This is a genomic window from Hamadaea flava, from assembly GCF_024172085.1.
Taxonomy (GTDB): Bacteria; Actinomycetota; Actinomycetes; order Mycobacteriales; family Micromonosporaceae; genus Hamadaea; species Hamadaea flava.
Window position 1 is genome coordinate 236,350 of the sequence record NZ_JAMZDZ010000001.1, and the last position, 24,636, is coordinate 260,985.

26 protein-coding genes are annotated in these 24,636 nt (G+C 71.0%); 13 read left to right on the forward strand and 13 right to left on the reverse strand.

What is annotated here, in order from left to right; all coding sequences use genetic code 11:
- Positions 1-85 precede the first annotated feature (85 nt).
- The gene (locus HDA40_RS01210; protein ID WP_253750335.1) at positions 86-937 is read left to right on the forward strand and encodes a class I SAM-dependent methyltransferase; all 852 of its coding nucleotides are present in this window, start codon (positions 86-88) and stop codon (positions 935-937) included.
- Between the two features lie 8 nt (positions 938-945).
- Positions 946-1,470 (forward strand): hypothetical protein, encoded by a 525-nt coding sequence (locus HDA40_RS01215; protein ID WP_253750338.1) that lies wholly within the window; start codon positions 946-948, stop codon positions 1,468-1,470.
- Between the two features lie 118 nt (positions 1,471-1,588).
- Here HDA40_RS01215 and HDA40_RS01220 read toward each other — a convergent pair whose 3' ends face one another.
- Positions 1,589-2,203 (reverse strand): alpha-ketoglutarate-dependent dioxygenase AlkB, encoded by a 615-nt coding sequence (locus tag HDA40_RS01220; protein WP_253750341.1) that lies wholly within the window; start codon positions 2,201-2,203, stop codon positions 1,589-1,591.
- Complete coding sequence (locus HDA40_RS01225) at positions 2,200-3,831, reverse strand: RecQ family ATP-dependent DNA helicase (RefSeq protein WP_253750345.1); 1,632 nt, start codon at positions 3,829-3,831, stop codon at positions 2,200-2,202. The genes HDA40_RS01220 and HDA40_RS01225 overlap by 4 nt, the downstream gene beginning before the upstream one ends.
- Positions 3,832-4,003: 172 nt before the next feature.
- On the opposite strand from HDA40_RS01225, the gene HDA40_RS01230 reads away from it, so the two are divergent.
- Positions 4,004-5,914, forward strand: a complete 1,911-nt coding sequence (locus HDA40_RS01230) for an elongation factor G (protein WP_253750348.1) — start codon at positions 4,004-4,006, stop codon at positions 5,912-5,914.
- A gap of 21 nt (positions 5,915-5,935) precedes the next feature.
- Here the strand turns inward: HDA40_RS01230 and HDA40_RS01235 are convergent, their stop codons facing one another.
- The 4 genes from HDA40_RS01235 to HDA40_RS01250 form a co-directional block, all read right to left on the reverse strand.
- The gene (locus tag HDA40_RS01235) at positions 5,936-6,223 is read right to left on the reverse strand and encodes a CD225/dispanin family protein (RefSeq protein ID WP_253750351.1); all 288 of its coding nucleotides are present in this window, start codon (positions 6,221-6,223) and stop codon (positions 5,936-5,938) included.
- Between the two features lie 40 nt (positions 6,224-6,263).
- A complete protein-coding gene (locus tag HDA40_RS01240) occupies positions 6,264-7,484 on the reverse strand; it encodes an RNA polymerase sigma factor (protein WP_372502810.1) in 1,221 nt (406 codons plus the stop codon).
- A 16-nt stretch (positions 7,485-7,500) separates the two neighbouring features.
- A complete protein-coding gene (locus HDA40_RS01245) occupies positions 7,501-7,908 on the reverse strand; it encodes a YciI family protein (protein WP_253750357.1) in 408 nt (135 codons plus the stop codon).
- Positions 7,909-7,985: 77 nt separating this feature from the next.
- Positions 7,986-8,450: a hypothetical protein gene (locus HDA40_RS01250; RefSeq protein ID WP_253750360.1), complete on the reverse strand. Its 465-nt coding sequence runs from the start codon at positions 8,448-8,450 to the stop codon at positions 7,986-7,988.
- 154 nt (positions 8,451-8,604) lie between these two features.
- Here HDA40_RS01250 and HDA40_RS01255 point away from each other — a divergent pair, with 154 nt between their 5' ends.
- Both HDA40_RS01255 and HDA40_RS01260 read left to right on the forward strand, forming a co-directional pair.
- Entirely contained in the window at positions 8,605-10,881 is a 2,277-nt protein-coding gene (locus HDA40_RS01255) for a glycosyl hydrolase family 18 protein (RefSeq protein ID WP_253750363.1), read from the forward strand.
- 98 nt (positions 10,882-10,979) lie between these two features.
- Complete coding sequence (locus tag HDA40_RS01260) at positions 10,980-11,921, forward strand: serine/threonine dehydratase (protein ID WP_253750365.1); 942 nt, start codon at positions 10,980-10,982, stop codon at positions 11,919-11,921.
- On the opposite strand, the gene HDA40_RS01265 is transcribed toward HDA40_RS01260, so the two are convergent.
- Positions 11,918-12,835 carry an NADP-dependent oxidoreductase gene (locus HDA40_RS01265; RefSeq protein ID WP_253750367.1) on the reverse strand — a complete coding sequence of 306 codons (918 nt, stop codon included), beginning with the start codon at positions 12,833-12,835 and terminating at the stop codon, positions 11,918-11,920. The two genes, HDA40_RS01260 and HDA40_RS01265, sit on opposite strands and share 4 nt — an antisense overlap.
- An 88-nt stretch (positions 12,836-12,923) precedes the next feature.
- Between HDA40_RS01265 and HDA40_RS01270 the strand changes: the two genes are divergently transcribed.
- A complete protein-coding gene (locus tag HDA40_RS01270) occupies positions 12,924-13,856 on the forward strand; it encodes an AraC family transcriptional regulator (RefSeq protein WP_253750369.1) in 933 nt (310 codons plus the stop codon).
- Here the strand turns inward: HDA40_RS01270 and HDA40_RS01275 are convergent.
- Positions 13,853-14,875 (reverse strand): GNAT family N-acetyltransferase, encoded by a 1,023-nt coding sequence (locus HDA40_RS01275; protein WP_253750371.1) that lies wholly within the window; start codon positions 14,873-14,875, stop codon positions 13,853-13,855. The two genes, HDA40_RS01270 and HDA40_RS01275, sit on opposite strands and share 4 nt — an antisense overlap.
- 58 nt (positions 14,876-14,933) lie before the next feature.
- Here HDA40_RS01275 and HDA40_RS01280 point away from each other — a divergent pair, with 58 nt between their 5' ends.
- The 7 genes from HDA40_RS01280 (at position 14,934) to HDA40_RS01310 (ending at position 20,829) form a co-directional block, all read left to right on the forward strand.
- Positions 14,934-15,746 (forward strand): class I SAM-dependent methyltransferase, encoded by an 813-nt coding sequence (locus tag HDA40_RS01280; protein ID WP_253750373.1) that lies wholly within the window; start codon positions 14,934-14,936, stop codon positions 15,744-15,746.
- Between the two features lie 101 nt (positions 15,747-15,847).
- Positions 15,848-16,606 carry a MerR family transcriptional regulator gene (locus HDA40_RS01285; RefSeq protein WP_253750375.1) on the forward strand — a complete coding sequence of 253 codons (759 nt, stop codon included), beginning with the start codon at positions 15,848-15,850 and terminating at the stop codon, positions 16,604-16,606.
- A gap of 107 nt (positions 16,607-16,713) precedes the next feature.
- Positions 16,714-17,931, forward strand: a complete 1,218-nt coding sequence (locus HDA40_RS01290) for a cytochrome P450 (protein ID WP_253750378.1) — start codon at positions 16,714-16,716, stop codon at positions 17,929-17,931.
- Position 17,932: 1 nt separating this feature from the next.
- A complete protein-coding gene (locus HDA40_RS01295; RefSeq protein ID WP_253750381.1) occupies positions 17,933-18,169 on the forward strand; it encodes a ferredoxin in 237 nt (78 codons plus the stop codon).
- Positions 18,170-18,194: 25 nt separating this feature from the next.
- Complete coding sequence (locus tag HDA40_RS01300; RefSeq protein ID WP_253750384.1) at positions 18,195-19,070, forward strand: SMP-30/gluconolactonase/LRE family protein; 876 nt, start codon at positions 18,195-18,197, stop codon at positions 19,068-19,070.
- 30 nt (positions 19,071-19,100) lie between these two features.
- Positions 19,101-19,979, forward strand: coding sequence for an alpha/beta fold hydrolase (locus HDA40_RS01305; protein ID WP_253750387.1), 879 nt, complete (start codon positions 19,101-19,103; stop codon positions 19,977-19,979).
- A gap of 79 nt (positions 19,980-20,058) precedes the next feature.
- The gene (locus HDA40_RS01310; protein ID WP_253750390.1) at positions 20,059-20,829 is read left to right on the forward strand and encodes a phosphotransferase family protein; all 771 of its coding nucleotides are present in this window, start codon (positions 20,059-20,061) and stop codon (positions 20,827-20,829) included.
- On the opposite strand, the gene HDA40_RS01315 is transcribed toward HDA40_RS01310, so the two are convergent.
- From HDA40_RS01315 to HDA40_RS01335, 5 genes are all read right to left on the reverse strand, one after another.
- A complete protein-coding gene (locus tag HDA40_RS01315) occupies positions 20,796-21,701 on the reverse strand; it encodes a hypothetical protein (RefSeq protein ID WP_253750393.1) in 906 nt (301 codons plus the stop codon). The two genes, HDA40_RS01310 and HDA40_RS01315, sit on opposite strands and share 34 nt — an antisense overlap.
- 17 nt (positions 21,702-21,718) lie before the next feature.
- A complete protein-coding gene (locus HDA40_RS01320) occupies positions 21,719-22,123 on the reverse strand; it encodes a DUF3052 domain-containing protein (RefSeq protein ID WP_253750396.1) in 405 nt (134 codons plus the stop codon).
- A gap of 65 nt (positions 22,124-22,188) precedes the next feature.
- Positions 22,189-23,157 (reverse strand): quinone oxidoreductase family protein, encoded by a 969-nt coding sequence (locus tag HDA40_RS01325; protein WP_253750400.1) that lies wholly within the window; start codon positions 23,155-23,157, stop codon positions 22,189-22,191.
- A 33-nt stretch (positions 23,158-23,190) separates the two neighbouring features.
- On the reverse strand, positions 23,191-23,682 hold the full coding sequence (locus HDA40_RS01330; RefSeq protein WP_253750403.1) for an NUDIX hydrolase: 492 nt from the start codon (positions 23,680-23,682) through the stop codon (positions 23,191-23,193).
- 117 nt (positions 23,683-23,799) lie between these two features.
- Positions 23,800-24,627: an aldo/keto reductase gene (locus HDA40_RS01335; RefSeq protein WP_253750406.1), complete on the reverse strand. Its 828-nt coding sequence runs from the start codon at positions 24,625-24,627 to the stop codon at positions 23,800-23,802.
- Positions 24,628-24,636: the final 9 nt, after the last annotated feature.

Consider the following 24,636-nt stretch of genomic DNA (forward strand, 5'->3'; position numbering starts at 1 on the left):
CCTCGATGGGTTACCCTAGCCGAATCCTGCGAACACCGATGCACATGTTTCTCGCACCATTGTCGACACTCCAGAGTGGATGGTCATGCTGCTGAGAGTGCTGGCCGACGGCGTACCCATCGACTGCGGCGGGGTGGCCGACGGCTTCACCGGCTGCTACGGCAAGCTTCCCGCGATCGGCATCGCCGCGGTCGCGACGATCGCCGCGGCGGCGGTCGTCGGCCACGCCGTCCTCGCCGCGCTCGTCCCGCAGCTGTTCAACGCGATGACCGGGGTGCCGACCGGCGGCGGGGAAGGTCTGCTCGGCGGGGGCTCGCCGACGGTCAAGGTGGGGGGCCTTCGCGTACCGGTGCTGCCGTCGATCGGGCCGAGTGTGCCGTTCGCCGGGCGTGTCCTGCTGGTCGGCGAAGGCAACTTCTCGTTCACCGCGGCGAATCTCGGGCTCGGCCGGGCGATTCCGCAGAACGTGACCGCGACGGCGTACTCACCGGACGGCCGGTTCCCGCCGGACGTCCTGTCGCGCGCCGACCAGTTGCGGGCGATGGGGGCCAACGTACGCCTGCAGGTCGACGCCCGGAACCTGCCTGCGGACCTGGCCGGTGGAGCGCCGTTCAACACGGTGATCTTCCAGTTTCCGCATCCGGGCGGACCGCGTACCGGGGCGTCGGTGGCCGGTCGTCAGCTGATGCGGGACTTCTTCGCGAGCGCGGCGCAGCGGCTGGCGCCTGGTGGCAAGGTCGTGCTGACGCTGCGCAACCAGCACTACGTCAGCCACTGGCGACCGGCCGAGGCGGCCGCGGCGGCCGGGCTGCGCCTGGAGTCCGTGACCGAGTTCCACCAGGGCCACTATCCTGGCTACGGCCATGTCACGACGAGCGCGGGCGCGACTTCGCCGGACGTCTCGCAGGGTTTCACCTTCGTCTTCACCCGCGGCTGAGAGGCACCATGACCATCGACGAACTCGTCGCCGCGTTCGCCGCGCTGCCCGGAGCCCGGGTCGGCGCCGGACCGCGCCATCCCGTCCGGCCCGACGCGACGCTCACGCCCCGCCTGACGGCGTTCTTCGCGCTGTATCCACCCCTGGCGAACGACGCCGGGTACGCCGAACTGCTGTGGAAGTACGGCGGGCTGGCCCGGAGCGACGAGTCCGAGGACCAGTTGTTCGACGTCTTCGGCTTCGGCGCCGACGTCGTGGACCTCGACCAGGACCTGTACGGGCCGGGCGTCGACGAGCAGGGCTTCTTCATCGTCGCCGAGGCGGTGGTGCACGCCGACACCGCCGACGGACCGGACACCTACGAGTACGACTTCGCCCTCAGCGTCGCCGGCGACCGGGAACCGGGCGTCTATGTGTTCACCTCGACGCTGACCGCGCGGGCTCCCGAGTGGACCCGGTACGCCGACGACTTCACGGCGTTCCTGGCCGACGCGGTCGAACGGGGCACGGTCTGGCCTCGCCCCGCACTCTGATCCGCCCCGAACTCTGACCCGCCCCCGAACTCTGACCCGCCCCCGAAGTCGATCACGAAGTTCAGGGAACGATCAGGCTCCCCGGTACGCGACACGCCGGTCGATCACGCCCGATAGTTCATGATCGCGCGGAAAGCCCACCGGGGGAGGGGGAAGGGGCAGGGGGCGAGGGGAGGACGGTGCGGAAGGTCAGCGAGACCCGGCGGCCCCGGGGCAGGACCGCGCCTGCCCAGCGGTCGGATTTCCGGGCGGCGATGGCGTGCAGCCAGTCGTATCGGGCGGGGCCGGCCATGACGAGCAGGCTGCCCGGTTCCAGCAGCACGTCCACTTTCGCGCTCTTGTCGCGCCGGCTGTAGGTCATCACGCAGGTCGAGCCGAGGCTGATCGACACCACGGTGTCGGCGAAGCAGGGCACGCAGTCCACATGGGCCGAGATGCCCTGCCCGGGTTCGTACTCGTTGACGATCAGCTGGTCGAGATCGCGGGACACGTGTCCGTCGGACCGTAGCCGCGTGGCCAGTTCGGCCGCCCACGGCGGCAGCGGGCCGAGATACTGGTCCCGCGACACCGTGCGGCGCGTGTAGTCGTACCGGTAGCCGTAGTGCTGCACGCGCCGTTTCAGGTCGGCTCGCCACGGCTGGCCGTCGATGACCGTCAGCAGCCGCTCCTGCTCGGCCGGGCCGAGATAACCCGGCACCTCGACGAGGCCGTCGACCCCGGCCACTGCGGTCACTCGACCACCAGCAGGTTGCGGGCCTTGACCGCCTTGAGGGCCAGCGTCCGGTAGCCGACCGACTCGAAGAGCACCGTGATCCGGTCCTCCTCCTCGCGCATGACGATGCCGGCGCCCCACTCCGAGTGGCGTACGCGCGACTGCACGGCGAAGCCGGTGTCCAGGCCCGCCTTGTCCTCGGCCGTCCCGGCGGCGCAGGTGTCGCAGTTGTCGCACAGCGCGTCCAGTTCCTCGCCGAAGTAGCCGAGCAGGAACTGGCGGCGGCAGTCCTCGGTCTCGGCGTACCCGCGCATCATCTCGACGCGGGTCAGCTCGATCGTGCGCATCTGCTCCGCCTCCTCGGCGGCGGCCTCGACGGCGTCCGAGACGCTGACCGAGTCCATCCACTCCAGACCGTCCGGGGTGGTCAGCACGGCCAGCGCCTCCTGCAGGAGGTTGACCGAGCGGGTCACCCGGGCCCGGCTCACGTCCAGCTTCGCGGCGACGTCGTCCAGCTTGATCGGCCCGCCGGCTTCCTTGACCGTCGTGGAGACCTGCCGTAGCAGCTCCTCGTCGACCTTGCCGGAGGTGAAGAAGCGGGGCAGCCGCAGATCCTCGGGGCGGAAGTACAGCACGGCGGTCGCCGCCTGCCCGTCCCGGCCCGCCCGGCCGATCTGCTGGTAGTACGAGTCGAGCGACTCGGCCGGGGCGGCGTGCAGGACGAACCGCACATCCGGCTTGTCGATGCCCATCCCGAAGGCGGAGGTGGCGACCACGATCGCCCGGTCGGAGTGCAGGAAGGCGTCGTGCACCTCGGCCCGCTCGGCCGCCGACAGCCCGGCGTGGTACGCGTACGCCTCCTCGCCGGCGTCGCGCAGCGCCTTGGCGTACTCCTCGGTCTCGCCACGGGTCTGCACGTAGAGCAGGCCGGGCGGGTCGAGGGCGACCACCCGGTCGACGATCTCGCGCCGCTTCTCGCGCTCGGTGACCTCCCGCGACACCTCGAGCCGGATGTTGGGCCGGTCGAAGCCCTTGACCAGCTCGACCGCGTCGCGCATGGCGAGCCGTTCGAGGATGTCGGCGCGGACGGGCGGCGAGGCGGTCGCGGTGAGCGCGATGACGGTCGGGTGGCCGAGCCGGGCGACGACCTCGCCGAGCCGCAGATAGTCCGGCCGGAAGTCGTGGCCCCACGAGGAGACGCAGTGCGCCTCGTCCACCACGAACAGCGACGGCTTGGCCTCGGCCAGCTCGGCGACGACCTCCTCCTTCGCGAGCTGCTCCGGTGCGAGGAACAGGAACTCGGCGCTGCCGGTCTGGATCGCCTCGAACGACGCGTCGTTGGCCCGGTCGGACCGCGACGAGTTCACCACGTGCGCTTCCGGCCCGCCGCGCCCGAGCAGTCCCTTGACCTGGTCACGCTGGAGCGCGATCAGCGGCGACACGACGATCGTCGGCCCACCGACCAGCACGGCCGGCACCTGGTAGATCGCCGACTTGCCGGACCCGGTCGGCGAGACCACCAAAGTGTCCCGGCCCGCGACCACGTGCTCCATCGCCTCCGCCTGCGCCGGGCGCAGGCTCTCCCAGCCGAAGGTCGTCCGCGCCACGTCGCTCAGCCGCTTCAAGGTCTCGCTCATCCCCTGGCTCATGCACGGCATCCTCGCACGCGAAATCCAGTTGCCGGTCCGCGGTGGTCCCTGTTTTGCTCAGCTCGTACGCACGAAGCAGCGACCACGTGAAGTGGCTTGAGGTTGGGAGATCCGATGCGAGGACGTTCTCTGCCCCGTCCGATTCCCGCCTACGCAGAGGACTTCTCGCTTCGTGCCTACTCTTCGTCCCACTCTCAATCTCGGAATCCTGGCGCATGTCGACGCCGGTAAGACCAGCCTGACCGAGCGGCTGTTGCTGTCGGCCGGGGTGATCGACGTGCTCGGCAGTGTCGACTCCGGCAGTACGCAGACCGACTCCCTGGAGCTGGAACGCCGCCGGGGCATCACGATCAAGTCGGCGGTGGTGTCGTTCACCGTGCACACCCCGGCCGGTGACACGGTGGTGAATCTGATCGACACTCCGGGGCATCCGGATTTCATCGCCGAGGTCGAACGGGTCCTCGGTGTCCTCGACGGTGTCGTGCTGGTCGTGTCGGCGGTCGAGGGCGTGCAGGCGCAGACGCGGGTGTTGTTTCGCACCGTACGCCGTCTCGGCCTGCCGGTGATCGTGTTCGTGAACAAGACCGACCGGGCCGGCGCGGACGTACCGGCCGTGCTGGCGCAGATCCGGGCCCGGCTCGGTGCGCCGGTCGTGCCGATGCCCGTGGGCGACTGCGCTGTGGACGTGCTCACCGGCCAGGACGACGACCTGCTCACGGCGTTCGTCGACGGCAGCTTGTCCGATGCCATGGTGCAGGGGTCGTTGCGGCGGCAGTCACGGGCCGGGACGGTCCTGGCGGCGTACGCGGGGTCGGCGATCACCGGCGACGGCGTGGACGCCCTGCTCGCGGCGTTGCCGGGGTTGCTGCCGTCGCGGTGCCCGGCCGTGGACGCCCCGTTGTCGGGGGTGGTGTTCAAGGTCGAGCGCGGCGGCAACGGCGAGAAGATCGCGTACACGCAGATCCTCGCGGGATGCCTGCGGGTCCGCGACCGGATCCCGGTGCGCGGAGCCGACGCGAAGGTGACCGCGATCCAGGTGTTCGACGACGGCACGGCGGTCCCACGGAACTCGGTCGAGGCCGGACGCATCGCGAAAGTCTGGGGCCTGACCGACGTCCGCATCGGCGACGCGATCGGCGAGTACCGGGCGACGATGGGTCAGCTGTTCGCGCCGCCGACGTTGGAGACGGTGGTCGTGCCCGACGCGGCCGACCGGACGGCGGTGCATACCGCGCTGACTCAGCTGGCCGAGCAGGACCCGTTGATCAACCTCCGCCAGGACGACGTACGCGGCGAGCTGTACCTGTCGCTCTACGGGGAGGTGCAGAAGGAGGTCATCCAGACCACCCTGACCGAGCAGTACGGCGTCGCGGTGACGTTCCGGGAGACCACGATGATCTGTGCCGAGCGGGTCGTCGGCGTCGGCGCGGCGGTCGAGCACATCTACCGCAATCCGTTCCTCGCCACGGTCGGGCTGCGCGTCGAACCCGGTACGCCCGGCAGCGGCGTGACGGTCCGGTTGGACGTGCCGGTCGAGACCATGCCGTTGTTCGTCTACAAGGCGGTCGACGTCTTCCGGGACGCCCTGGAGCAGACCGTACGCGAGACGCTCCAGCAGGGACTACGCGGCTGGCGGGTGGAGGACGTCGTGGTCACGCTCACCGACTGCGACTACAACTCGCCCGGCACGACGGCGGGGGACTACCGCAAGCTGGTGCCGATGGTGCTGATGGAGGCGTTGCGGCAGGCGGGCACGGTCGTGTGCGAGCCGGTGCACCGACTGACGATCGAAGGGCCGGCCGACACGCTCAGCGCGGTGCTGCGGTTGCTCGCCCAGCACGGAGCCGTCCCGTACGCACCGGTGCCGGCCGGGCCGGCGTTCGAGCTGACCGCCGACGTCCCGGCGGCCGAGGTGCACGCGGTTCAGCAGCGGCTGCCCGCGGTGACCCGGGGCGAGGGTGTGCTCGAAGCCGAGTTCGACCACTACCGCCCCCTCCGCGGCCGCGCCCCGGAACGCGCGCGAACCGACCTCAACCCGTTGCACCGCAAGGAATACCTGCTGCACGTCCTGCGCCGGGTCTGACTCGGCGGCAGTGGGCACGGCCTAGTAGTCGCGGCTGCCGGCCCGATTCGCCAGGAGGCAGATGTACAGGATGATGATCAGCACACCCAGGCCGACCGCCCACAACGTCCAGCTCTTGGCGCGTTCGGTCCGCTCCTCGGCCAGCCCGTGGTCGCCGCGGCTGTTGGCGTCCATCGCCATCGCCGAGAAGACGATGCCGACGATGCCGAGCGGGGTGCAGCAGAACAGGGTGGCCGCGATGGACAGGCCGAGCCACAACCCCGGCGAGCTGTCACCGCGGTAGGAGGGGCGGCCGTAGGGATCGGTCATGACCACTGTGTAGCAAAGCCGCGCCAATCCCGCTGACCCGTCAGAGCTTGGCTGCCCGGCCGTTGAGGTACCGCTGCTGCTGGAGGTTGCGCGCCCGGTCGGCGGCGTCCCGATACGCCGCCCGGGCCTCGTCGAGCCGCCCGGCCCGTTCCAGCAGATGTGCGCGGACGGCGTACAGGCGGTGGTCGTCGCGCGTGCGGGCATCGGCGGCCAGCGGTTCGAGCAGGTCCAGTCCGGTCTGCGGGCCGTGCACCATGGCCGCCGCCACCGCGTGATTCAGCGCCACCATCGGGTTGTCGGCCAGCTTCAGCAGCACCTCGTACAACGCGAGGATCTGCGGCCAGTCGGTCTGCTCGGCGCTCGGCGCCTCGTCGTGCAGTGCCGCGATGGCGGCCTGCAGCTGATAAGGACCCACCGGCCCGCGCGGCAAGGCTGCGGTGATCAGGTCGACGCCTTCGGCGATCAGGCCCGTGTCCCACCGTCCGCGGTCCTGTTCCGCCATCGGCACCAACGCTCCGTCCCGACTGGTACGCGCAGCGCGACGTGCGTCGGTGAGCACCATGAGCGCCAGCAGCCCGGCGACTTCCGACTCGTCCGGCAGCAGCCGACGCAGCATCCGCGTCAGCCGGATCGCCTCAGTGGTCAGCTCGACTCGATGCAGCGCTGGGCCGGACGTGGTCGCGTACCCCTCGGTGAACACGAGGTAGAGCGTGTGCAGCACGGCGGCGAGCCGCTGATCGCGGTCGGCCGGCGAGGGCAGCGCGAACGGCTGGCCGCTGGTGGCGACGGCCTGTTTGGCGCGGGTGATTCGCCGCGTCATCGTGTCCTCGGGGACGAGAAAGGCGCGGGCGATCTCGGTGGTGGTCAGGCCGCCGACCGCACGGAGCGTCAGCGCGATCTGCGACGCCGGAGTCAGCGCCGGATGGCAGCACAGGAAGAGCAGGACGAGGGTGTCGTCCTCGCTGGGCCCACCGGATTCCGCGTTCGTGCCCTTCGTCAGCAGGACATACCGTTCCTCGCGGGCGCGCCGCGCCTGCTCGCTGCGCAGCAGATCGGTGAGCTTCCGGGCGGCGACCGTGATGAGCCAGCCCTGGGGATTGGCGGGCAGCCCGTCGGCGGGCCAGCTCGTCGCGGCGGCCAGCAACGCCTCCTGCACGGCGTCCTCGGCCAGGTCGAAGTGGCCGTACCGGCGCACGACCGCGCCGAGGACCCGCGGCGCCAGGTCGCGCAGCAGATCCTCGGTCTCGGTCATGCCGTTCATCAGGTGGTCCCGGGGGTCACAGGTCCAGTTCGTCGCGCCCGTCGGCGATCGGCCGGACGTCGGCGTACCCGTTGGCCCAGACGTCACCCGGGCTCGGGCAGGCGGACAGCTTCGCCGCGATCTCGGTGGCCCGGTCGAAGCCGTCGCACTCCACGATCCACCAGCCCGCGAGCACCTCCTCGGTCTCCGCGTAGGGTCCGTCGGTCACGACGGGGACGCCGTTGGCCAGCCCGCGTACGCGGCGGGTGTGCACGGGCGAGACGAGCGCCTTGGTGTCGACCAGCTCGCCGGACTCGGTCAGCTCACGGTTCAGGTTCTCCATGAACTGGTACATCGGCGCCCAGTCTTCCGGGCTGACGTCGCCCTTGCCGCTCATCAGGTCGTAGTCGGCCTGCGAGCCGAACGTCAGGATCATGTACTTCATCGGGCTCTCCTCCTCTTCGCGATCCTTTCACCCGGGACGTCGGAGCCGCCGGACGTGACCGGACACGGTCGGCCGGATCAATCGGCGATCTTCTGCTGAGCGCGGTCCCGGGCCGCTCGCCGGGCTGTCGCGATCAGGAAGCCGAGCGCCGGCAGGAGGAGCAGTGCGACGCAGAGCTGCGGGGCCGGCTTCAGCGGATCGAGCGCGGCGACGGCGTACGCCCGGCCCGGACCGGCGAGGGCGAGCTGCCGCCGGCCGGACTCGGGGATGGTGACCTCCCATTCGTAGCGGCTGTCCGGTTCGGCGGTGACGGCCTGCCAGTCGGTGCCGACGAACGCGCCGTTCACCGGGCCGTACGCGGTGCCGAACAGCGATCGCCAATGCCCGTCGCAGCGGGACTGCTGCCGTTCGAGCCGGTCGTAGGTGACGTGGCAGCGGTCGAGGGTCACCATGGTGACTCCCGGCAGGCCCAGCAGCATGGCGAGCAGCCCGGCGCCCAGGACGGCTGCGACGGCGACGGCGCGGGAAGCGAACCTTCTCATGCCGGGTAGAGGCGTGCCGCTGTGCCGGACGTTGCCTGCGACTGTGCCTGATGTTGCCGCAGGCAACTTATCCAGAAATCTGAATGTGGCATTGACTCGGGCACGGTCCAGCCTTAAATATTCAGGAAAGTTTCCTAAAAATTGGGGAGGGCTCATGCGCACCAGACGCCTGATGGGCGCGCTGCTCACCGCGGGAATCGTGGCCACCGCCCTGGTCGCGGCCGCGCCCGCCGCGTACGCCGCGGCCGGGCTGACCGCGACGTTCTCGGCGGCGAACAACGGCTCGTGGTATCTCGACAAGTACGTCGTCGCCAATCCCACGTCGGCGGCGATCACCGGTTGGTCCCTGGAGTTCGATCTGCCGTCCGGGGCCACCCTCGGCAACGTCTACAACGGAGTCGCGAGCCAGTCCGGTTCGCACGTGACGATCGTCAACGCGCACTACAACGGGACGGTGGCCGCCGGGGCGACGACCGAGCCGTACAGCCCGTGGTGGGTGGCGTACGGGTCGGGGGCCGCCCCGCTGAACTGCCGGATCAACGGCAACAAGTGCGACGGCAGCGCCGACCGCGCCCCCGGTACGCCCACCGGGCTGTCGGTCACCGGGCGTACCACCAAGACGGTGTCGCTGTCGTGGACCGCCGCCGCGGCGACCGACTTCCCGATCGCCGGCTACGACGTGCTGTCCGGCTCCACCGTCGTGGGCTCCAGCACCACCACCAGCGCGGTGGTGACCGGGCTGACCCCTAACACCGCCTACTCGCTGAGCGTCCGGGCGAAGGACACCCGGGGCAACCTGTCGGCGGCGAGCGCGCCCGTGAGCGTGACGACGCTGAACCCGGCCGACGACACCACCGCGCCGACCGCGCCGAGCAGCCTGCGGTCCACCGCGAAGAGTTCGACGACGGTGAGCCTGGCCTGGACGGGCAGCACCGACGCCAGCGGCATCGCCGGGTACGACGTCTACACCGGCACCACCCTGCGGGCCAGTGTCACGGGCACCAGCGCGACCGTGTCCGGGCTGTCGCCGCTGACGGCGTACTCGTTCACGGTGAAAGCGCGCGACACCTACGACAACGTGTCGGCGGCGAGCAACGCCGTCAGCGTGACGACCGACGACGTGATCGGCTCCGGCCAGTACGCCAAGGTCGGCTACTTCGTGCAGTGGGGCATCTACGGGCGGCAGTACTTCGTCCGCAACCTCGACACGAGCGGCTCGGCGGCGAAGCTGACCCACATCAACTACGCGTTCGCCAACATCGACCCGGTGAACCTGACCTGCCTGCAGGGCGTCACCAAGGGCGTCTCCGGCAACCCGCAGGACCCCGACCAGGGCACCGGCGCGGGTGACGCGGACGCCGACTACGGCCGCCCGATGGCCGCGTCGCAGTCGGTCGACGGCGTCGGCGACACCGGCTGGGAGCCGCTGCGCGGCAACTTCAACCAGCTCAAGAAGCTCAAGGTGAAGTACCCGAACCTCAAGGTGCTCATCTCGATCGGCGGCTGGACCTACTCGAAGTACTTCTCCGACGTCGCGGCGACGCCGGCCAGCCGGCAGAAGTTCGTCCAGTCCTGCCTGGACATCTACCTCAAGGGCAACCTGCCCGCGTACAACGGGGCGGGCGGTCCCGGCACGGCGGCCGGCATCTTCGACGGCATCGACCTGGACTGGGAGTGGCCCGGCGCGGAGGGCCACGCGGGCAATCACGTGAGCCCGGCGGACAAGGCGAACAACACCCTGTTGCTGGCGGAGTTCCGGCGGCAGATGGACGCGCTGACCGTGACCACCGGCAAGCGGTACCTGCTCACCGCGTTCACCCCGGCGGACCCGGCGAAGATCGCGGCGGGCTGGGACATCGGCCCGACCGGGGTGTTCAGCTCGCTGGACTTCGCCAACGTGCAGGGCTACGACTTCCACGGGGCCGGCTCGGACAACTCGTGGGAGCCCAACCGCACCGGGCACCAGGCCAACCTCTACCGCGACACGCAGGACCCGTACGCCTTCGAGTTCAGCGTGAACCTGGCGATCCAGAGCTATCTGGACGCCGGGATCAGCCCCCGCAAGCTGACCTTCGGCCTGCCTTTCTACGGCCGGGGCTGGCAGGGCGTGGCAGCCGGGGGCGTCAACGGCGAATGGCAGTCGGCCACCGGCGCGGCGCCCGGCCAGTTCGCCGAGGAGGCCGGTACGCGCGGCTACTCGAATCTGATCGCGGGCGTGCCGGGCTGCACGGTGTACCACGACACGCAGTCGGTCTCGACCTACTGCTACACCGGAGCCAACGGGCAGTGGTGGTCCTTCGACGACACGTGGTCGATCGGGCAGAAGATGACCTGGCTGAAGAGCAAGGGCCTGCTCGGCACGATGATCTGGGAGATGTCCGGGGACACCGCGTCCGGGACGCTCATGGCAGCGGTCTCCTCGGGTCTGTAGCGCGCTGAACAACCGGCCGGTGACGGTCGGCCCGAAGCGGACGGCGTTTGGCCGGGGGTTTGTCGCCCCCGGCCACCCCTCCCGCCTACGCTGGGCACATGATCACCGAGGCCGACGTTCCCGCGGCGGACATCACGCCGGCGGACATCACCGCCGCCCGGCGGCGCATCGAGGGCCGGATCCGGCGTACGCCCCTGTTCGAGGCGGCGCCGGAGCTGGTCTTCAAGCTCGAATACCTCCAGCACACGGGTTCGTTCAAGGCCCGGGGCGCGCTCAACAACGTGCTCGCCGCCCAGGAACGAGGCGATCTGGGCCCGGCCGGGGTGATCGCGGCGTCCGGCGGCAACGCCGGGCTGGCCGTCGCGTGGGCGGCCGCGCAGATCGGCGTACCGGCCGAGATCCACGTCCCGGCGAACGCGCCCGCCGTCAAGGTGAAGCGGCTCCAGGCGCTCGGCGCGACCGTGGTGCAGACGGGCACCGAGTACAGCCACGCCCTGACTGCCTCGGCCGAGCGGGCCGCGCAGACCGGCGCGTTCGTGTGTCACGCGTACGACCAGCCTGAGATGGTCGCCGGAGCGGGCACCATCGCCCTGGAACTCGTCGAGGACACCACGGTGGACACCGTGCTCGTGGCGGTCGGCGGCGGTGGGCTCGTCGGCGGCATCGCGGCCGCCCTGGCCGATACGCCGGTACGCGTCGTCGGCGTCGAACCGGTCGCGGCGCCCAGCCTGCGTACGGCCCTCGGCCGCGGTGGCCCGGTGGACGTCGAGGTCGGCGGGTACGCCGCCGACTCCCTCGGGGCGCGCCGCGCCGGCCGGATCGCGTACGCCGTCGCCGAGCGCACGGGAATGGTCAGCGCCCTCGTCGAGGACGCGGCGATCCGGGAGGCCCGGCAGCGGCTGTGGGACGAGTGGCGGATCGTCGCCGAACCCGGGGCGGCCGCGGCGTACGCCGGGCTGACCGCGTACCGGCCCGAGCCGGGCGAACGGGTGGCCGTCATCGTGTGCGGGGCGAACACCGACCCGAGCGACCTGGTCTAGCCCTTTCGGCCTGCGCTGGGCACGATCAGGGTTTTGCCGCGGAGCCGGCCGGCCTCGGCGTCGGCGTGCACCGCGGCGATCTCGGCGAGCGGCCGGACGTCGGCGATGTCGAGGGAGATCACCCCGGCGTCGACGAGCCGGACGAGGTCGGCCAGCTGCGCCGGGTCTCGCCGCATCACGAACTGCTCACTGCGTACGCCGTCGGCCGCCACCTCGGTGGTGATGGAGACGATCACGCCGCCCGGCCGGACGAGCCCGGCGACCGCGGCTCCCGAGTCGGGGACCAGGTGCAGCAGCACGTCGATCGGTTCGGTCACGGCGTCGGCGACGGGACCGGCGGTGTAGTCGACGACCTCGTGTGCGCCGAAGCGGCGTACCGCGTCGGCGCTGCGGGCGGAGGCGGTGGCGATCACGTGCCCACCAGCGTGCCGGGCGAGCTGCACGACCGATCCGCCTACGCCGCCGCCCGCCCCGTTGACGAGGACTCGGTGCCCTGGCTGGATCCGGGCGCGGTCGATCGCCTGCCACGCGGTCAGCCCGGCGATCGGCAGCGCTGCGGCGTCTCGCAGCGGGATCCGGTGCGGGGCGCGTACGAGTAGTTCGGCGGGCGCGACGGCGTACTCGGCGGCAGCGCCGCCGTCGAGCTGACCGATGACCGGGTCGCCCGGCGTCAGCCCGCGTACGCCCGGGCCGATCGCCGTGATCGTGCCGGCGACGTCCCAGCCCAGCGTGTACGGCAGCGTGACCGGAAGGATCTCGGTGAGCCAGCCGGACCGGAGGCCGATCTCGGAGGGGTTGACGGAGGTGGCGGCGACCTCGAGGAGGACTTCGCCGGGTCCGGGGACCGGGCGGTCGACGTCGTCGAGGCGGATCACGGACGGGTCGCCGAAGGCGTGGATTCTCGCGGCTTGCATGTCCTCGACGCTAGATCGGCCTCCGCGAGACGATCTATGGGATGCAGTCCTGAAAACTTAAGCAATCGTCTCGTGAGAGAGTGTGTCCGTGGACGTGCTCAGCGATGTGATCAGCGTGATGCGGACGGGCCGGCCCCGGTCGGCGCAGGTGACCTGGCACGCGCCGTGGGCGCAGCGGTTCGCCGGAGTGCCGGGCTCGGCCGGGTTCCAGATCATCCTTGGCGGGCCGTGCACGCTGGTCGAGCCCGGGCCGGTGGCGCTGGCTCCCGGTGACGTCCTGCTCGTGCCGCACGGGCGTGGGCTCACTCTCGCCGACAGCGCGTCGACGCCGGTGACCGTGCCGGAGTGCGAACCCACCGGGCCGCCCGGTCAGCGCGGCGCCGTCGCGGTGGTGGGCGAGCCGAGTGGACCGAGCGGCCCGGGCGGCCCGACGGTGACGTTGTGCGGGGCGTACGAGTTGGATCGGGCCCTGACGCATCCGTTCCTGTTGAGCCTGCCGGAGCTGATCCATCTGCCGGCGCACCTCGGCCGGCACCCCGAGCTGCGTACGGTGGTCGACCTGCTCGCGGCCGAGTTGGCCGCGCCCCGGCTCGGCGGCGACGCGGCGGTCCGGGCGCTGCTGGACACGTTGCTGCTGCTCATCCTGCGCAGCTGGGTCGACGACGCCGCGCCGGACACCCGGACCGGCTGGGCTGCCGCGTTGCGCGATCCCGCGACGGTGGCCGCGCTCGACGCCGTCCATCGCGATCCGGCCCGGCCGTGGACGGTCGCCACGCTGGCCGCCGAGGCCGGGCTGTCCCGGGCGCCGTTCGCCCGCCGGTTCGCCGAACTGACCGGACGGCCGCCGCTGGCGTACCTGACGTGGTGGCGGATGACGCTGGCGGCCCGGCTGCTACGGCAGACCGACGCCCCGCTGCACGCGATCGCCCGCCGGGTCGGCTACGGCTCCGAGTACGCCTTCACCGCCGCCTTCAAACGCCAGTACGCGCTGCCGCCGGGCCGGTACCGCCGATCGGGTTAGCCGAAGATCCGGGCGCGGTCGAGGACGCAGACCGCTTCGGTGCGGTCCTCCACCGCGGCGTCGCGTTCGTAGCGGAATCCGGCTTTGAGCAGCGCCCGGATCGACTGCTCGTTGCCCGTGTCGGGGGAGGCGAGCACGCGCGCCGCGTCAGGGACCACGTCCCGGGCGTACGCCCAGATCGCCTGCGGGCCGACGCCGCGCCCGACGAGGGCGGGGTCGCCGATGAGGTAGTCGATCGCGACCGCGTCCGGTTCGCCCACGGCCTGCGCGTACGCCGGATAGTCGGCGGTCCGGTAGTGCTGGAAGATCCCGGCCGGGACGTCGTCGACGAGCAGCACCTGGACGCGTACCGGGCTGTTGCCCTCGACCCGGGGGCCGTACTTGCGCTCGATCGTGGCCAGGTCCTCGGGCCGGTGTCGCCACCAGTTCGCGACGTGGGGTTCGGCGAGCCAGCCGAGCAGGGCCGGGAAGTCCGCCCGGTCCAGCGGCCGGTACGCCAGCCGCGGCAGCGGTACGCCGGACCCGCGCCGGAAGTTGTCGGCGACCGATTCGGGGGCGAGCCGGGCGAGCGCGGCATCCCGAGAAAGCCATTCGAAGCGGTCGTGCTCGGGGTCGATCATGACGACGGCGGCGGCCGGGTCGACCTCGGCGGCGAACACCGCCCAGCCACCGGACAGGTCGACCGGGCGCAGGTCCAGGTCTTGCAGCCCGGCTTCCTCGGCGAGTTCGCGGGCCGCACCGGTCAGCACCGGCTCGCCCGGATGCCGGGCGCCGGACGGCGACGTCCACGCCCAGTCGCCCTCGTAGTCGGGACCTTCGTGCGTCCGGTGCAGCAGCAGGAACTCCAGCCCGTCCGGCCCGGGGCGGCGGACCACCACGCCGGCGCCGCGCGGGTTGTCGGGCGCGATCGGCAGCCCGTCCCAGGTGGTTTCGAGTTCCGGGTCCGCCGTCGTTTCCGGGTCTGTCAGGACGTCCGTCGCGATTTCCGGGTCGGCTGTCGCTTCCGCCTTTTCGGTCACCCGACGACCCTACCGGTCGGTGCATCTGTGACGGGCTCCGCGCCGATACGATTCGATCATGGGGATCGACCCGGGCCTGAGCGGTGTGCCGGAGACCGCGCTGTGGACGCTCTATCACCGCGTACGCGAGGCCCGGCGGCCGGACACCGTGCTGCCCGACCCGATGGCGGTGCATCTGATCGAGCAGTTCGACTATCCGTTCGAGGCCCGTTTCGGCGTGGGCTTCCCGGTGCAGCCGCAGATCATGGCGCTGCGGGCGCGGACCTTCGACGACGAGGTGCGCCGGTTCCTCGGCCTGCACCCGGGCGGGCAGGTCGTCGCGCTGGGCGAGGGACTGGAGACGACCTATTGGCGGGTCGGCGATCCGCAGGTCCGCTGGCTGAGCATCGACCTGCCGCCGATGGTGGAGCTGCGCCGCCGGCTGCTGCCGCAGGAGGACCGGCAGCGGCTGTGGGCCGGGTCGGCGCTGGACGAGGCGTGGCTGGACGAGGTGGACCCGGCGCAGGGCGTCCTCGTGACCGCTCAGGGTCTGATGATGTACCTCCGGCCCGAGGAGGCGGAAGGGCTGCTCGTCACCGTCGCGGAGCGGTTCCCCGGCGGCCGGATGATCTTCGACGCGATCACTCCGGCGATCGATCAGCAGGTCGTCCGGCACGTACGCGGCCGCAGCGCGTTCGAGCCGCCGCCGTTGCACTGGCTCGTCGGCCCGGAGGACCTGCCCCGGCTGCGGGCGCTGTCGCCGGCCATCTCCGACGTACGCGAGGTGCAGCCGCGGGTCGGCCGGGGTCTGGCGGGCTGGCTGGCGCCCCGGTTGAAGCGGATTCCCGGCCTGAGCCGCCGCCGGCCGATGATCATCGTGGTTGACTTCTAGCAGCGCCTCCACCAGCGCCTGCCGATCGGGCTTGACCCTCACGTAACGGGAGGCGGCACCGTGGCTGTAATCCCGGAACGACAGCCGGAAGGAGGGAAGCCATGAGCCACACCGTGGGACAGGTCGCCGAGCTGGCCGGGGTCACCGTACGCACGCTGCACCACTACGACGAGATCGGGCTGCTGACGCCCGGCGGCCGCACGAGCGCCGGATACCGCCGCTACGACGCCGCCGACCTGGATCGGCTGCAGCAGATCCTGCTCTATCGGGAACTCGGGTTCTCCCTGGAGGAGATCGCCGTCATCCTCGACGACCCGGACGCGGACGCGCGCGAGCACCTGCGCCGCCAGCACCGGTTGCTGACCGGCCGGATCGCCCGGTTGCGGGAGATGGTGGCGGCGGTCGAATACGTATTGGAGGCACAGAAGGTGGGCATCGACCTCACGCCCGAGGAGAAGTTCGAGGTGTTCGGGGACTTCGACCCCGACCAGTACGCCGCCGAGGCCGAGCAGCGCTGGGGCGGCACCGACGCGTACGCCGAGTCGGCGCGCCGGACCCAGCGGTACACCAAGGAGGACTGGCTGCGCATCCAGCAGGAGACGGCGGATCTGCTCGAGCGCTGGATCGCCGCGTACGACGCGGGGGTGCCGGCCGACAGCGAGGCGGGCATGGCGCTGGCGGAGGAGCACCGGCAGCAGCTGTCGAAGTTCTTCTACGACTGCACGTTCGAGATCCACACCGGGCTGGCCGAGATGTACCTGGCGGACGAGCGGTTCACCCGCAACTACGATCAGCACCGGCCTGGCCTGGCCCAGTACGTGCACGACACCATCGTGGCGAACGCGATCACGCGCGCTTGACGGCCCTCGGCGTGCGCCGGAGTTCACTCATCCAGCACATATTGAGCAATTGATGTATTTATTGCTAGCGTGTTCGGAGTGCCGGCTGCACGCACGAGGGGGTCGTGATGACCATCGCCGACCGTACGCCTGTCGAATTCCCGTTCACCGAGCCGCCGTCCCTCTACCACCCCGCACCGGAGCTGGGTGAACTGCGGGAGGAGTGCCCGGTCGCCCCGGTCGTCTTCCCGGACGGGGCGACCGCCTGGCTCGTCACCCGGCATACCGACGTCCGCCAGGTGCTCACCGATCCGCGGTTCTCCCGTGCGCACGCCGTCGCGGGCGAGGTCGAGATGGGACTCGGCCGGCTGGCCAGCGAGTCCATCCTCGGCCTGGATCCGCCGGAGCACACGCGACTGCGGCGGCTGGTGGCCGGCGCTTTCACCGCCCGCCGCGTCGAGCAGTTGCGGCCGCGGGTGACGGCGATCGTCGACGATCTGCTCCTCGCGTTGCGGAAGCAGCCGCAGCCGGCCGACCTCGTCGCGGGCTTCAGCCTGGCGCTGCCCGTCCGCGTCATCTGCGACCTGCTCGGCGTGCCGGAGTCCGACCAGCACCGGTTCCACGGCTGGTCCGACGCGGCGATGGGCGACCGCACCCGCGATCCGTGGATCATGATGGCCGCGTTCGCGAGCCTGCAGGGCTACCTGACCGAGCTCATCGCCGAGAAGCGGGCGCATCCGGCCGACGACCTGATGACGGCGCTCATCGACGCCCGCGACAACGCCGACCGGCTGTCGGAGGCCGAACTGGTCAACCTCGGGGTGTCGCTGCTCATCGGCGGGCACGAGACCACCGCTAATCAGATCGTGATGATCCTGCTGACTCTGCGGGCGCATCCGGAGCAGTGGGCGGCGCTGCGGGCCGACCCGTCGCGGGTGCCCGCCGCGATCGAGGAGCTGATGCGGTTCACCCAGCTCGGCGGGGGTGCGGGTGGCATCGCGCGGGTCACCACCGAGCCGGTCGAGCTGTCCGGCGTCACCATCCCGGCCGGGCAGGCGGTGCTGCCCGCGCTCGCCTCGGCCAACCGCGATCCGCGTGCCTTCGTCGATCCGGACACCCTCGACCTGCACCGCGGCGACTCGCACGGGCACCTCGGGTTCGGCGCCGGCGTACATCATTGCCTGGGCGCGCAGCTGGCCCGGATGGAGCTGCAGGAGGCGCTCGCGGGCATCCTGCGCACCCTGCCCGGGTTCGCGATCGACCTCGACGACGCCGACATCGCGTTCAAGCCGACGATGATCCTGCGTTCGGTCGCGTCGCTGCCCGTGCGCTGGGACGAATCCTGACATGGCCCCGGCCCCGCGGTGGACCGTCACAGTGGACCGGTCGCGATGCGTCGGCTCGGCCATGTGCGTCGGCGTCGCCAGCGACCGGTTCGCTCTCGACGGCGACGCCCGCTCGGCCCCGCTCGCGTCGCCCGTCGAGGCGGACGAGCGGGTCCGGGACGCGGCGGCGAACTGCCCCATGGAGGCCATCGAGCTGCGCGACGCGACGACGGGCGAGCTGATCGACCCCTACGCCTGACCCGTCCTCGGGTAGCCTGCGGCGAGTGATCGACACCTACTCCCTGCCGTCCGGCCCGCCCGACATCATGCCCGAGGGCATCGCGAGCCACGGGGACGTCTTCTACGTGTCCAGCGCCCGACACGGCACGATCTTCCGGGGCCACCTCGGCGAAGCCACGCTGGAGGTCTGGCAACCGGCCGGCGCCGACGGGCGTACCCAGGCACTCGGGCTCACCGTCGACCCGCTCGGGCGGCTGCTGGTGTGCGGCTGGGAGACCGGCCACCTGTTCGCGTACGACACGGCCACGGGCGAGCTGTCCGCGCGGGTCACGGTCGACGCCGAGGTCACCGGCCTCAACGACATCTGCGTCCAGGACGGGTACGCCTATGTGACCGATTCGAAGCGGCCGGTGATCTGGCGGCTGGCCGTCGGCGGCGAGGTGGGACCGGCCGAGGAGTTCATCGACCTCGGCGCGTTCGGCGCGCCCGATCCGGCGGACTGCTTCCTCAACGGCATCGTGCCCGGCCCGGCGCCCGGCACCCTGATCGTCTGCGATCAGGCGGAGGAGGTGCTGTGGCGAGTGGACACCGTCACGGCCACCGCCGAACGGGTGGATCTCGGGGGAGTCCACGTCGCCGGGGACGGCCTGGTCTGGGTCGGCGACGTCCTGTACGCCTGCGACAACTCCGAGGAGGACAGCCGCATCCGCATGTGGCTGACCGCGCTGACGTTGTCCGCCGACGGGCGTACGGCGAAGGTCGTCGAGCGCTGGGAGCGGCCGGTGGCGGACACTCCGACCACGGCCGCGTACCTGGACGGGCGGCTGTTCCTGGTGAACTCGCAGATGTTCGCCGAGCGTAGCGGCTATCCAGTCCGTCACCCGTTCACGGTCAGCGCGCTGACCCCACCGCACATCTAATGTCCTAGGACGCCTTACAGGGAGTGGCGTATGCTGCCCAACGGGGAACACCGGATCACCGTCAACGACGTCGAGCACTGGATCCGGGTCGAGGGGAGTGAGGCTCCCGGCGAGCCCGTCGTCTTCATCCACGGCGGGCCAGGTGCGAACGCCTTCCTGCTGGAGCGGACAGTCGGCCCGCACCTGGGGGCGTCGCATCCGGTCGTCTACTACGACCAGCGCGGTTGCGGCCGCTCCGGTCCTGCGCCGGGCTACTCGATGGAAGCCTTGGTCGCCGATCTGGACGGGCTGATCGGCGCGCTCGACCTGGATGCGGTCACCGTCGCCGGCTTCTCGTTCGGCGGCCAGGTCGCCGCCGAGTACGCCGTGCGCCATCCGGCCTCGGTCCGCCGGCTGATCCTGGTCGCCCCGCCGATCCTGGGCCCGCTGCGGTGGGACAACCGCCTCGCCGGGCTGGACGCGGTCGCGGATCCGTCGTTCCGCCGGGTCCTGCGGGAGTCGGCGCCGTCGCTGGAATTCGCCGTGGGGCGGCCGTCTTTCGGCTCGCTGCGCCACCTGTGGGCGGCGATGGACGCCGAGACCGGTGCGCGGTTCTCCCTCAACGATCCGGAGGTTCGGCGTCCGCCGGGCCTGCCGGAGGGGGAGGGGCTCGCGTACAACGCGGAGTTCGCCGACGCCGTGCTGGCGGAGCAGCGGCCGGGTTCCCTGCTCGACGACCTGGCGGAGCTGGACGTGCCTACGCTGGTCATCGTCGGGCTCTACGACCGCACCGTCGGCGTGGACGCCTGCCGGGACATCGTGGACCGCATGGCGAACGCCCGGCTGGTGCTCCTGTCGCGCAGCGGGCACGCGCCGATCGAGGAACCCGAGGCGTACGCCGACGCGATGACCGCATTTCTAGTGTCCTAGGACGACCTACGCGGTGTGAGCGTTGGGGGACTTATCCAACAGGAGCGCCTTCGGCGCACCGACTCAAAGGGGCCCGCCCTTGTCGATCTTGAATTCGACGCATCGGTTCGTCGTCACCGAGAACGTGCTGGTCAAGCAGTACGCCTCGTGGGATCGGGGCGAACACGTACGCGAGTGGACGGTGCTGTCGGCGTTGCCCGCGTCGGTGCCGGATCTGGTGCCGCAGGTCATCGAGTCCGGTCTGGACACCGATCCGCCATGGCTGGCGATGACCGTCCTACCGGGAGAGCCGTTGTCGGGACGTCTCGACGGGCCACGCCTGGACGCGCTCGAGGTGGCGTTGCGCCGGTTGTGGTCGGCGCCGGTGGGATCATTGCCGCCGCGGCGGTTCGATCCGGCGTACTGCTGTGCTGAGGTGCGCCGGCGGTTGGCGGAGTCGGCCCGGCCGCCGGGGGTCGCCGGGGACGCGTTCGACGCCGCGCTCGGCCTGCCGCCGCTGCCGTCGTCGGCCGCTGGGCAGGTCGTCGGGCACGGTGATCCGAATCTGGCGAACTACCTGTGGGACGGCGTACGCGTCCGGGTGGTCGACTTCGAGGACGCGGGCTCGTCGGATGTGGCGTACGAGCTGGGGACCTTGGTGGAGCATCTGTCGGCCCGGGAGCTGGACGCGGACGTGTTCTGCGCGCGGTTCGCGGATCTGGGGGTGGATGCGGGCCGGTTGCGGTTGGCGCGGTTGTGGTGGGCGGCGTTCTGGCTGCATCTGTTGTTGCCGGGTGGGCCGGCGGTGCGCCGGAATCCGCCGGGGACGCTGGAGGTTCAGGCGGTCCGGCTGCTCGCGCTCATCGGTTGAGCGGTCTGACGCGTGTGGTACGCCCGCGCCGCGAGCACGATCTGCTCGGGTGTGTGGTCGAGTCCGTCGAGGTCGATGGCGACTCGTCGGCCGTCGCGCTGTTCGTATTCGATTTGGAGGTCGGCGGTGGGTGCGTTGGGCCGGGGGCCTTTGAGGTAGAGGCCGGTGATGTCGGTCCAGGGTGTCGGTTTGCCGTAGAGCGTGTGGATTCCGGCTTCGGAGAGGCGCAGGAAGGGGCGGCGGCGTAGGGGGAGCATCACAGCCCAGACGAGGGCTGCTGCGGCGGGGAGCAGTGGCTCGGTGAGGATGCTGCGGGGCAGGTCGCCGGCGTTGGGTGGGGTGGGCAGCTCGAGCCAGGCAATCATGGCGGGGACGATCACCGCTGTGGCCAGGGCGAAGAGTGTGACGCCGGTGAGTGTGACGAGCCAGGTGCGCCGGACCGTCAGCGGAGCCGTCGGTGGCGTCGGGGTGTGCTGGAGGATGGCTCGCAGGTTGGTGACTTCGGCGTGGGCGGGTACGCCGATGAGCAGTCGGTCGAGTGGCAGCTGCAGGTGGAGCTGTCGGGTGGCGGCTGTGATCAGGCCGAAGCCGAGCAGTGTGGTCATCACGGGTAGCCAGGCGCGGCCGGTGACCTCGAAGCCGCCGTAGTAGTACATGGCGAGCCAGCTACTGGTGAAGAGTGTGATGCCGATGCGGCCGACGATCCGCTCGGTCTGGTGTCGGTACGCACGGTCGTAGCGCGCGGCGGTGATGATGGCGGCGACGATGGCCGGGTCGGAGTGGGCCTTGCCGTGTTCGGCGAGCCGGAGCGCCTCGGCCCGCGTGGCGGCGGGAAGTGTCGCCCAGGTGCCCGGGTCCGCGGCTGGTGGCATGGGCAGACGGTAGCGGGTCAGCGCAATTCTCGGCGGATGACGAGTTTGAGTCCGGACCAGGTGTCGTCGATGGCGGCGACTTTGACGTCTACGAGGCCGGTCGGTAGGGCGATGTCGCGTACGGCGTCTTCGGTGAGGTCGGTGGGCGCGGCGAGGCCCTTTTTGACGGCGGTTTGTTTGGGCCAGCAGACCCAGAAGGCGGCGTCGGGGGTCATCGCTGTGCGTACTCGTGGAAGTGCTTGGAGCAGTGTGGCGCGGCTGGTGGTGAACAGGAGGATGACGTCGTGGGGGCCGCGCAGGGTGGTGTGGGCGGTGACGCCGAGGTGGAGGGTGAGGCCGTCGGGTTGGTGGAGGACGGCGAGGCGGGTGGTGGGGGTGATGCCGAGTTTGCGGGGCAGGGGAGTGCCGGAGTAGCCGCTCATCGTTGGGACACCGTGCTTTCGCTCGCCGGCGCCGCGCGAGTCGTGCCTCGCGCGGCGCCTCCGGCTCACACCGTCAAGATCAATTTCCCGGTGGTACGCCGTCCCTCGAGATCTTCATGGGCACGTCGGGCCTCCGCGAGCGGGTATCGCTGCGATACCTGGATCCGCAGTTGCCCGCCGGCGATCCAGCCGAACAGGTCGTGCGCCCGGCCCAGCAGCTCGTCTCGGTCGGCGACGTAGTGGGACAGCGTCGGCCGGGTGACGAACAGGGAGCCGAGGCCGGACAGCCGTTGCAGGTCGAACGGCGGCACCGGGCCGCTGGCTGCCCCGAACAGGGCGATCAACGCCCGGGGGCGTATGCATTGCAGGTCGCCCTCGAACGTGGACGCCCCGACCCCGTCGTAGACGACGTCCACCCCACGGCCGCCGGTCAGCTCCTTGACCTGCTCGGGGAACGGCGTGCGGTCGTAGCGGATCACCTCGTCCGCGCCGGCTTCCCGGGCGAGCTTCTCCTTCTCCTCGGTGGACACGGTGCCGATGACCCGCCCGCCCTGCAGTTTGATCAACTGGGTCAGCAGCAGGCCCATGCCACCGGCGGCGGCGTGCACCAGCACCTGGTCGCCTTCGCGGACCGCGTACGTGGACCGGGTCAGGTAGTGCGCGGTCAGGCCCTGCAGCATCGCGGCGGCGGCCAGTTCGAAGTCCACCCCGGACGGTACGTGGACCAGCGCCCGCTCGGGCACCACGGCCAGTTCGGCGTAGCTGCCGGGCACCGAACACCAGGCGACCCGGTCGCCGACGGCCACGTGGGTCACCCCGTCGCCGACCTCGACCACGACGCCGGCCCCTTCCGACCCGGGCACCAGCGGCAACGGCAGCGGATAGCGGCCTTCCCGGTGGTAGACGTCGATGAAGTTCACCCCGGACGCGGCCACCTTCACCAGCGCCTGCCCGGGGCCGGGCCGCGGGTCGGGCCGTTCGGCGTAGGTCAGGACCTCGGGACCGCCGGTGGCGTCGACGACAATCGCATGCATGCCCTCACCCTAGTGCGGGCGGCGGTCGCCGGGTCAGGCCAGGCCCGGCAGATACGGCGGCAGCGCGGCCCCCGGTGCGAGTCGCTGATACTGCGGCGAGTCGACGAACCGGGCCAGCACATATCCCGACGCCAAGGTGAACGCCCGCCCGGACAGGATCTCGTCACCGGGCAGGAACACCTTGTGCACCCGGGTCGGCTCGGGCAGCTCACCGGCGGGGGAGATCTCGACGACCTGCGCCACATCCTCGGGCGTGGCCAGCGTGCGCCCGCAGAACGCGACGGTCAGCACCGGATAGCCGGGGGCGAACCCGGACCAGAACAGCTCCAGCTCACCGTCGACCGGCACGTGCGCGACCTGCCCGGCGACCCGTACGCCCGCCGAGGCCGGGCTCTCCCCGGCCTCGACGCGAGCGTGCGGCAGACTCCACCGGTTGGGCCGGTCGGATGCCTGGTCGTCGTGCAGGTGCACGAGGATGCGGCCGTGGAAGTCGACCAGCGCCACCAGCGCGATGCGGGCTGTCATAGGTCCAGTCTGCCTCCCCGGATCAAGCCGCGCCGCCCCTGCCGTGTGGTCAGCCCATCCGGTCTCATCGGCTCGGCGTCTTGTCGGGGTCGGGGCTGACCTTGCTCAGCGGGCCGGTCAGCCCATCCAGTTCATTTTGTCGGGGTCGGGGCCGATCCGGCCGTTCGCGTCGAGGCCGTCGATCGCGGCCAGGTCGGCCGCGGACAGCTCGAAGCCGAACACGTCGAGGTTCTCGGCGATCCGCGCGGGCGTCACCGACTTCGGGATGACGATGTTGCCCAGTTGCAGGTGCCAGCGCAGCACCACCTGCGCCGGCGTACGCCCGTGCGCGTCGGCGATCTTGGCCAGCGCCGGGTCGTCGAGCAGCCCCTTGCCCTGCCCGAGAGGGCTCCACGCCTCGGTCTCGATGCCGTGCTCGGCGTGGTACGCCCGCAGCGCCGCCTGGTTGAACCGTGGATGCAGCTCGACCTGGTTCACGGCCGGGACGACACCGCTGTCGTCGATGATCCGCGTGAGATTCGTCTGGGTGAAATTGGAGACCCCGATCGCGCGTACGCGCTTGGCCTCGTACAACTCGACCAGGGCGCGCCACGCCTCGGCGTACTTGTCCTGGCGGGGCACCGGCCAGTGGATCAGGTAGAGGTCCAGATAGTCCAGGCCGAGCTTGCGCAGGCTGGTGTCGAACGCTCGCAGCACCTTGTCGTGGTCGTGCTCGTCGTTCCACAGTTTCGTGGTGATGAACAGTTCGTCGCGCGGGATCCCGGACTCGGCGATCGCCCGGCCCACGCCTTCCTCGTTGAAGTACAGCTTGGCGGTGTCGACGCTGCGGTAGCCGGCCCGCAGCGCGGTGGCGACCGCGTCGTGCGCCTGGTCGTCCGGGACCTGCCAGACGCCGAAACCGAGCTGCGGCATGACGACGCCGTTGTTCAACGTGACTGTCTGCATGCCCCCGAT

What these genes read in the sequence shown, in the direction of transcription:
- HDA40_RS01315 (WP_253750393.1), bottom strand. Translation starts at nt 21,701, where the DNA reads ATGCCACCAGCCGCGGACCCGGGCACCTGGGCGACACTTCCCGCCGCC.
- HDA40_RS01265 (WP_253750367.1), bottom strand. Translation starts at nt 12,835, where the DNA reads ATGCAAGCCGCGAGAATCCACGCCTTCGGCGACCCGTCCGTGATCCGC.
- HDA40_RS01280 (WP_253750373.1), top strand. Translation starts at nt 14,934, where the DNA reads ATGGGGATCGACCCGGGCCTGAGCGGTGTGCCGGAGACCGCGCTGTGG.
- HDA40_RS01305 (WP_253750387.1), top strand. Translation starts at nt 19,101, where the DNA reads ATGCTGCCCAACGGGGAACACCGGATCACCGTCAACGACGTCGAGCAC.
- HDA40_RS01335 (WP_253750406.1), bottom strand. Translation starts at nt 24,627, where the DNA reads ATGCAGACAGTCACGTTGAACAACGGCGTCGTCATGCCGCAGCTCGGT.
- HDA40_RS01330 (WP_253750403.1), bottom strand. Translation starts at nt 23,682, where the DNA reads ATGACAGCCCGCATCGCGCTGGTGGCGCTGGTCGACTTCCACGGCCGC.
- HDA40_RS01250 (WP_253750360.1), bottom strand. Translation starts at nt 8,450, where the DNA reads ATGAGAAGGTTCGCTTCCCGCGCCGTCGCCGTCGCAGCCGTCCTGGGC.
- HDA40_RS01215 (WP_253750338.1), top strand. Translation starts at nt 946, where the DNA reads ATGACCATCGACGAACTCGTCGCCGCGTTCGCCGCGCTGCCCGGAGCC.
- HDA40_RS01320 (WP_253750396.1), bottom strand. Translation starts at nt 22,123, where the DNA reads ATGAGCGGCTACTCCGGCACTCCCCTGCCCCGCAAACTCGGCATCACC.
- HDA40_RS01290 (WP_253750378.1), top strand. Translation starts at nt 16,714, where the DNA reads ATGACCATCGCCGACCGTACGCCTGTCGAATTCCCGTTCACCGAGCCG.
- HDA40_RS01295 (WP_253750381.1), top strand. Translation starts at nt 17,933, where the DNA reads ATGGCCCCGGCCCCGCGGTGGACCGTCACAGTGGACCGGTCGCGATGC.
- HDA40_RS01210 (WP_253750335.1), top strand. Translation starts at nt 86, where the DNA reads ATGCTGCTGAGAGTGCTGGCCGACGGCGTACCCATCGACTGCGGCGGG.
- HDA40_RS01240 (WP_372502810.1), bottom strand. Translation starts at nt 7,484, where the DNA reads ATGAACGGCATGACCGAGACCGAGGATCTGCTGCGCGACCTGGCGCCG.
- HDA40_RS01325 (WP_253750400.1), bottom strand. Translation starts at nt 23,157, where the DNA reads ATGCATGCGATTGTCGTCGACGCCACCGGCGGTCCCGAGGTCCTGACC.
- HDA40_RS01225 (WP_253750345.1), bottom strand. Translation starts at nt 3,831, where the DNA reads ATGAGCCAGGGGATGAGCGAGACCTTGAAGCGGCTGAGCGACGTGGCG.
- HDA40_RS01235 (WP_253750351.1), bottom strand. Translation starts at nt 6,223, where the DNA reads ATGACCGATCCCTACGGCCGCCCCTCCTACCGCGGTGACAGCTCGCCG.
- HDA40_RS01285 (WP_253750375.1), top strand. Translation starts at nt 15,848, where the DNA reads ATGAGCCACACCGTGGGACAGGTCGCCGAGCTGGCCGGGGTCACCGTA.
- HDA40_RS01245 (WP_253750357.1), bottom strand. Translation starts at nt 7,908, where the DNA reads ATGAAGTACATGATCCTGACGTTCGGCTCGCAGGCCGACTACGACCTG.
- HDA40_RS01260 (WP_253750365.1), top strand. Translation starts at nt 10,980, where the DNA reads ATGATCACCGAGGCCGACGTTCCCGCGGCGGACATCACGCCGGCGGAC.
- HDA40_RS01255 (WP_253750363.1), top strand. Translation starts at nt 8,605, where the DNA reads ATGCGCACCAGACGCCTGATGGGCGCGCTGCTCACCGCGGGAATCGTG.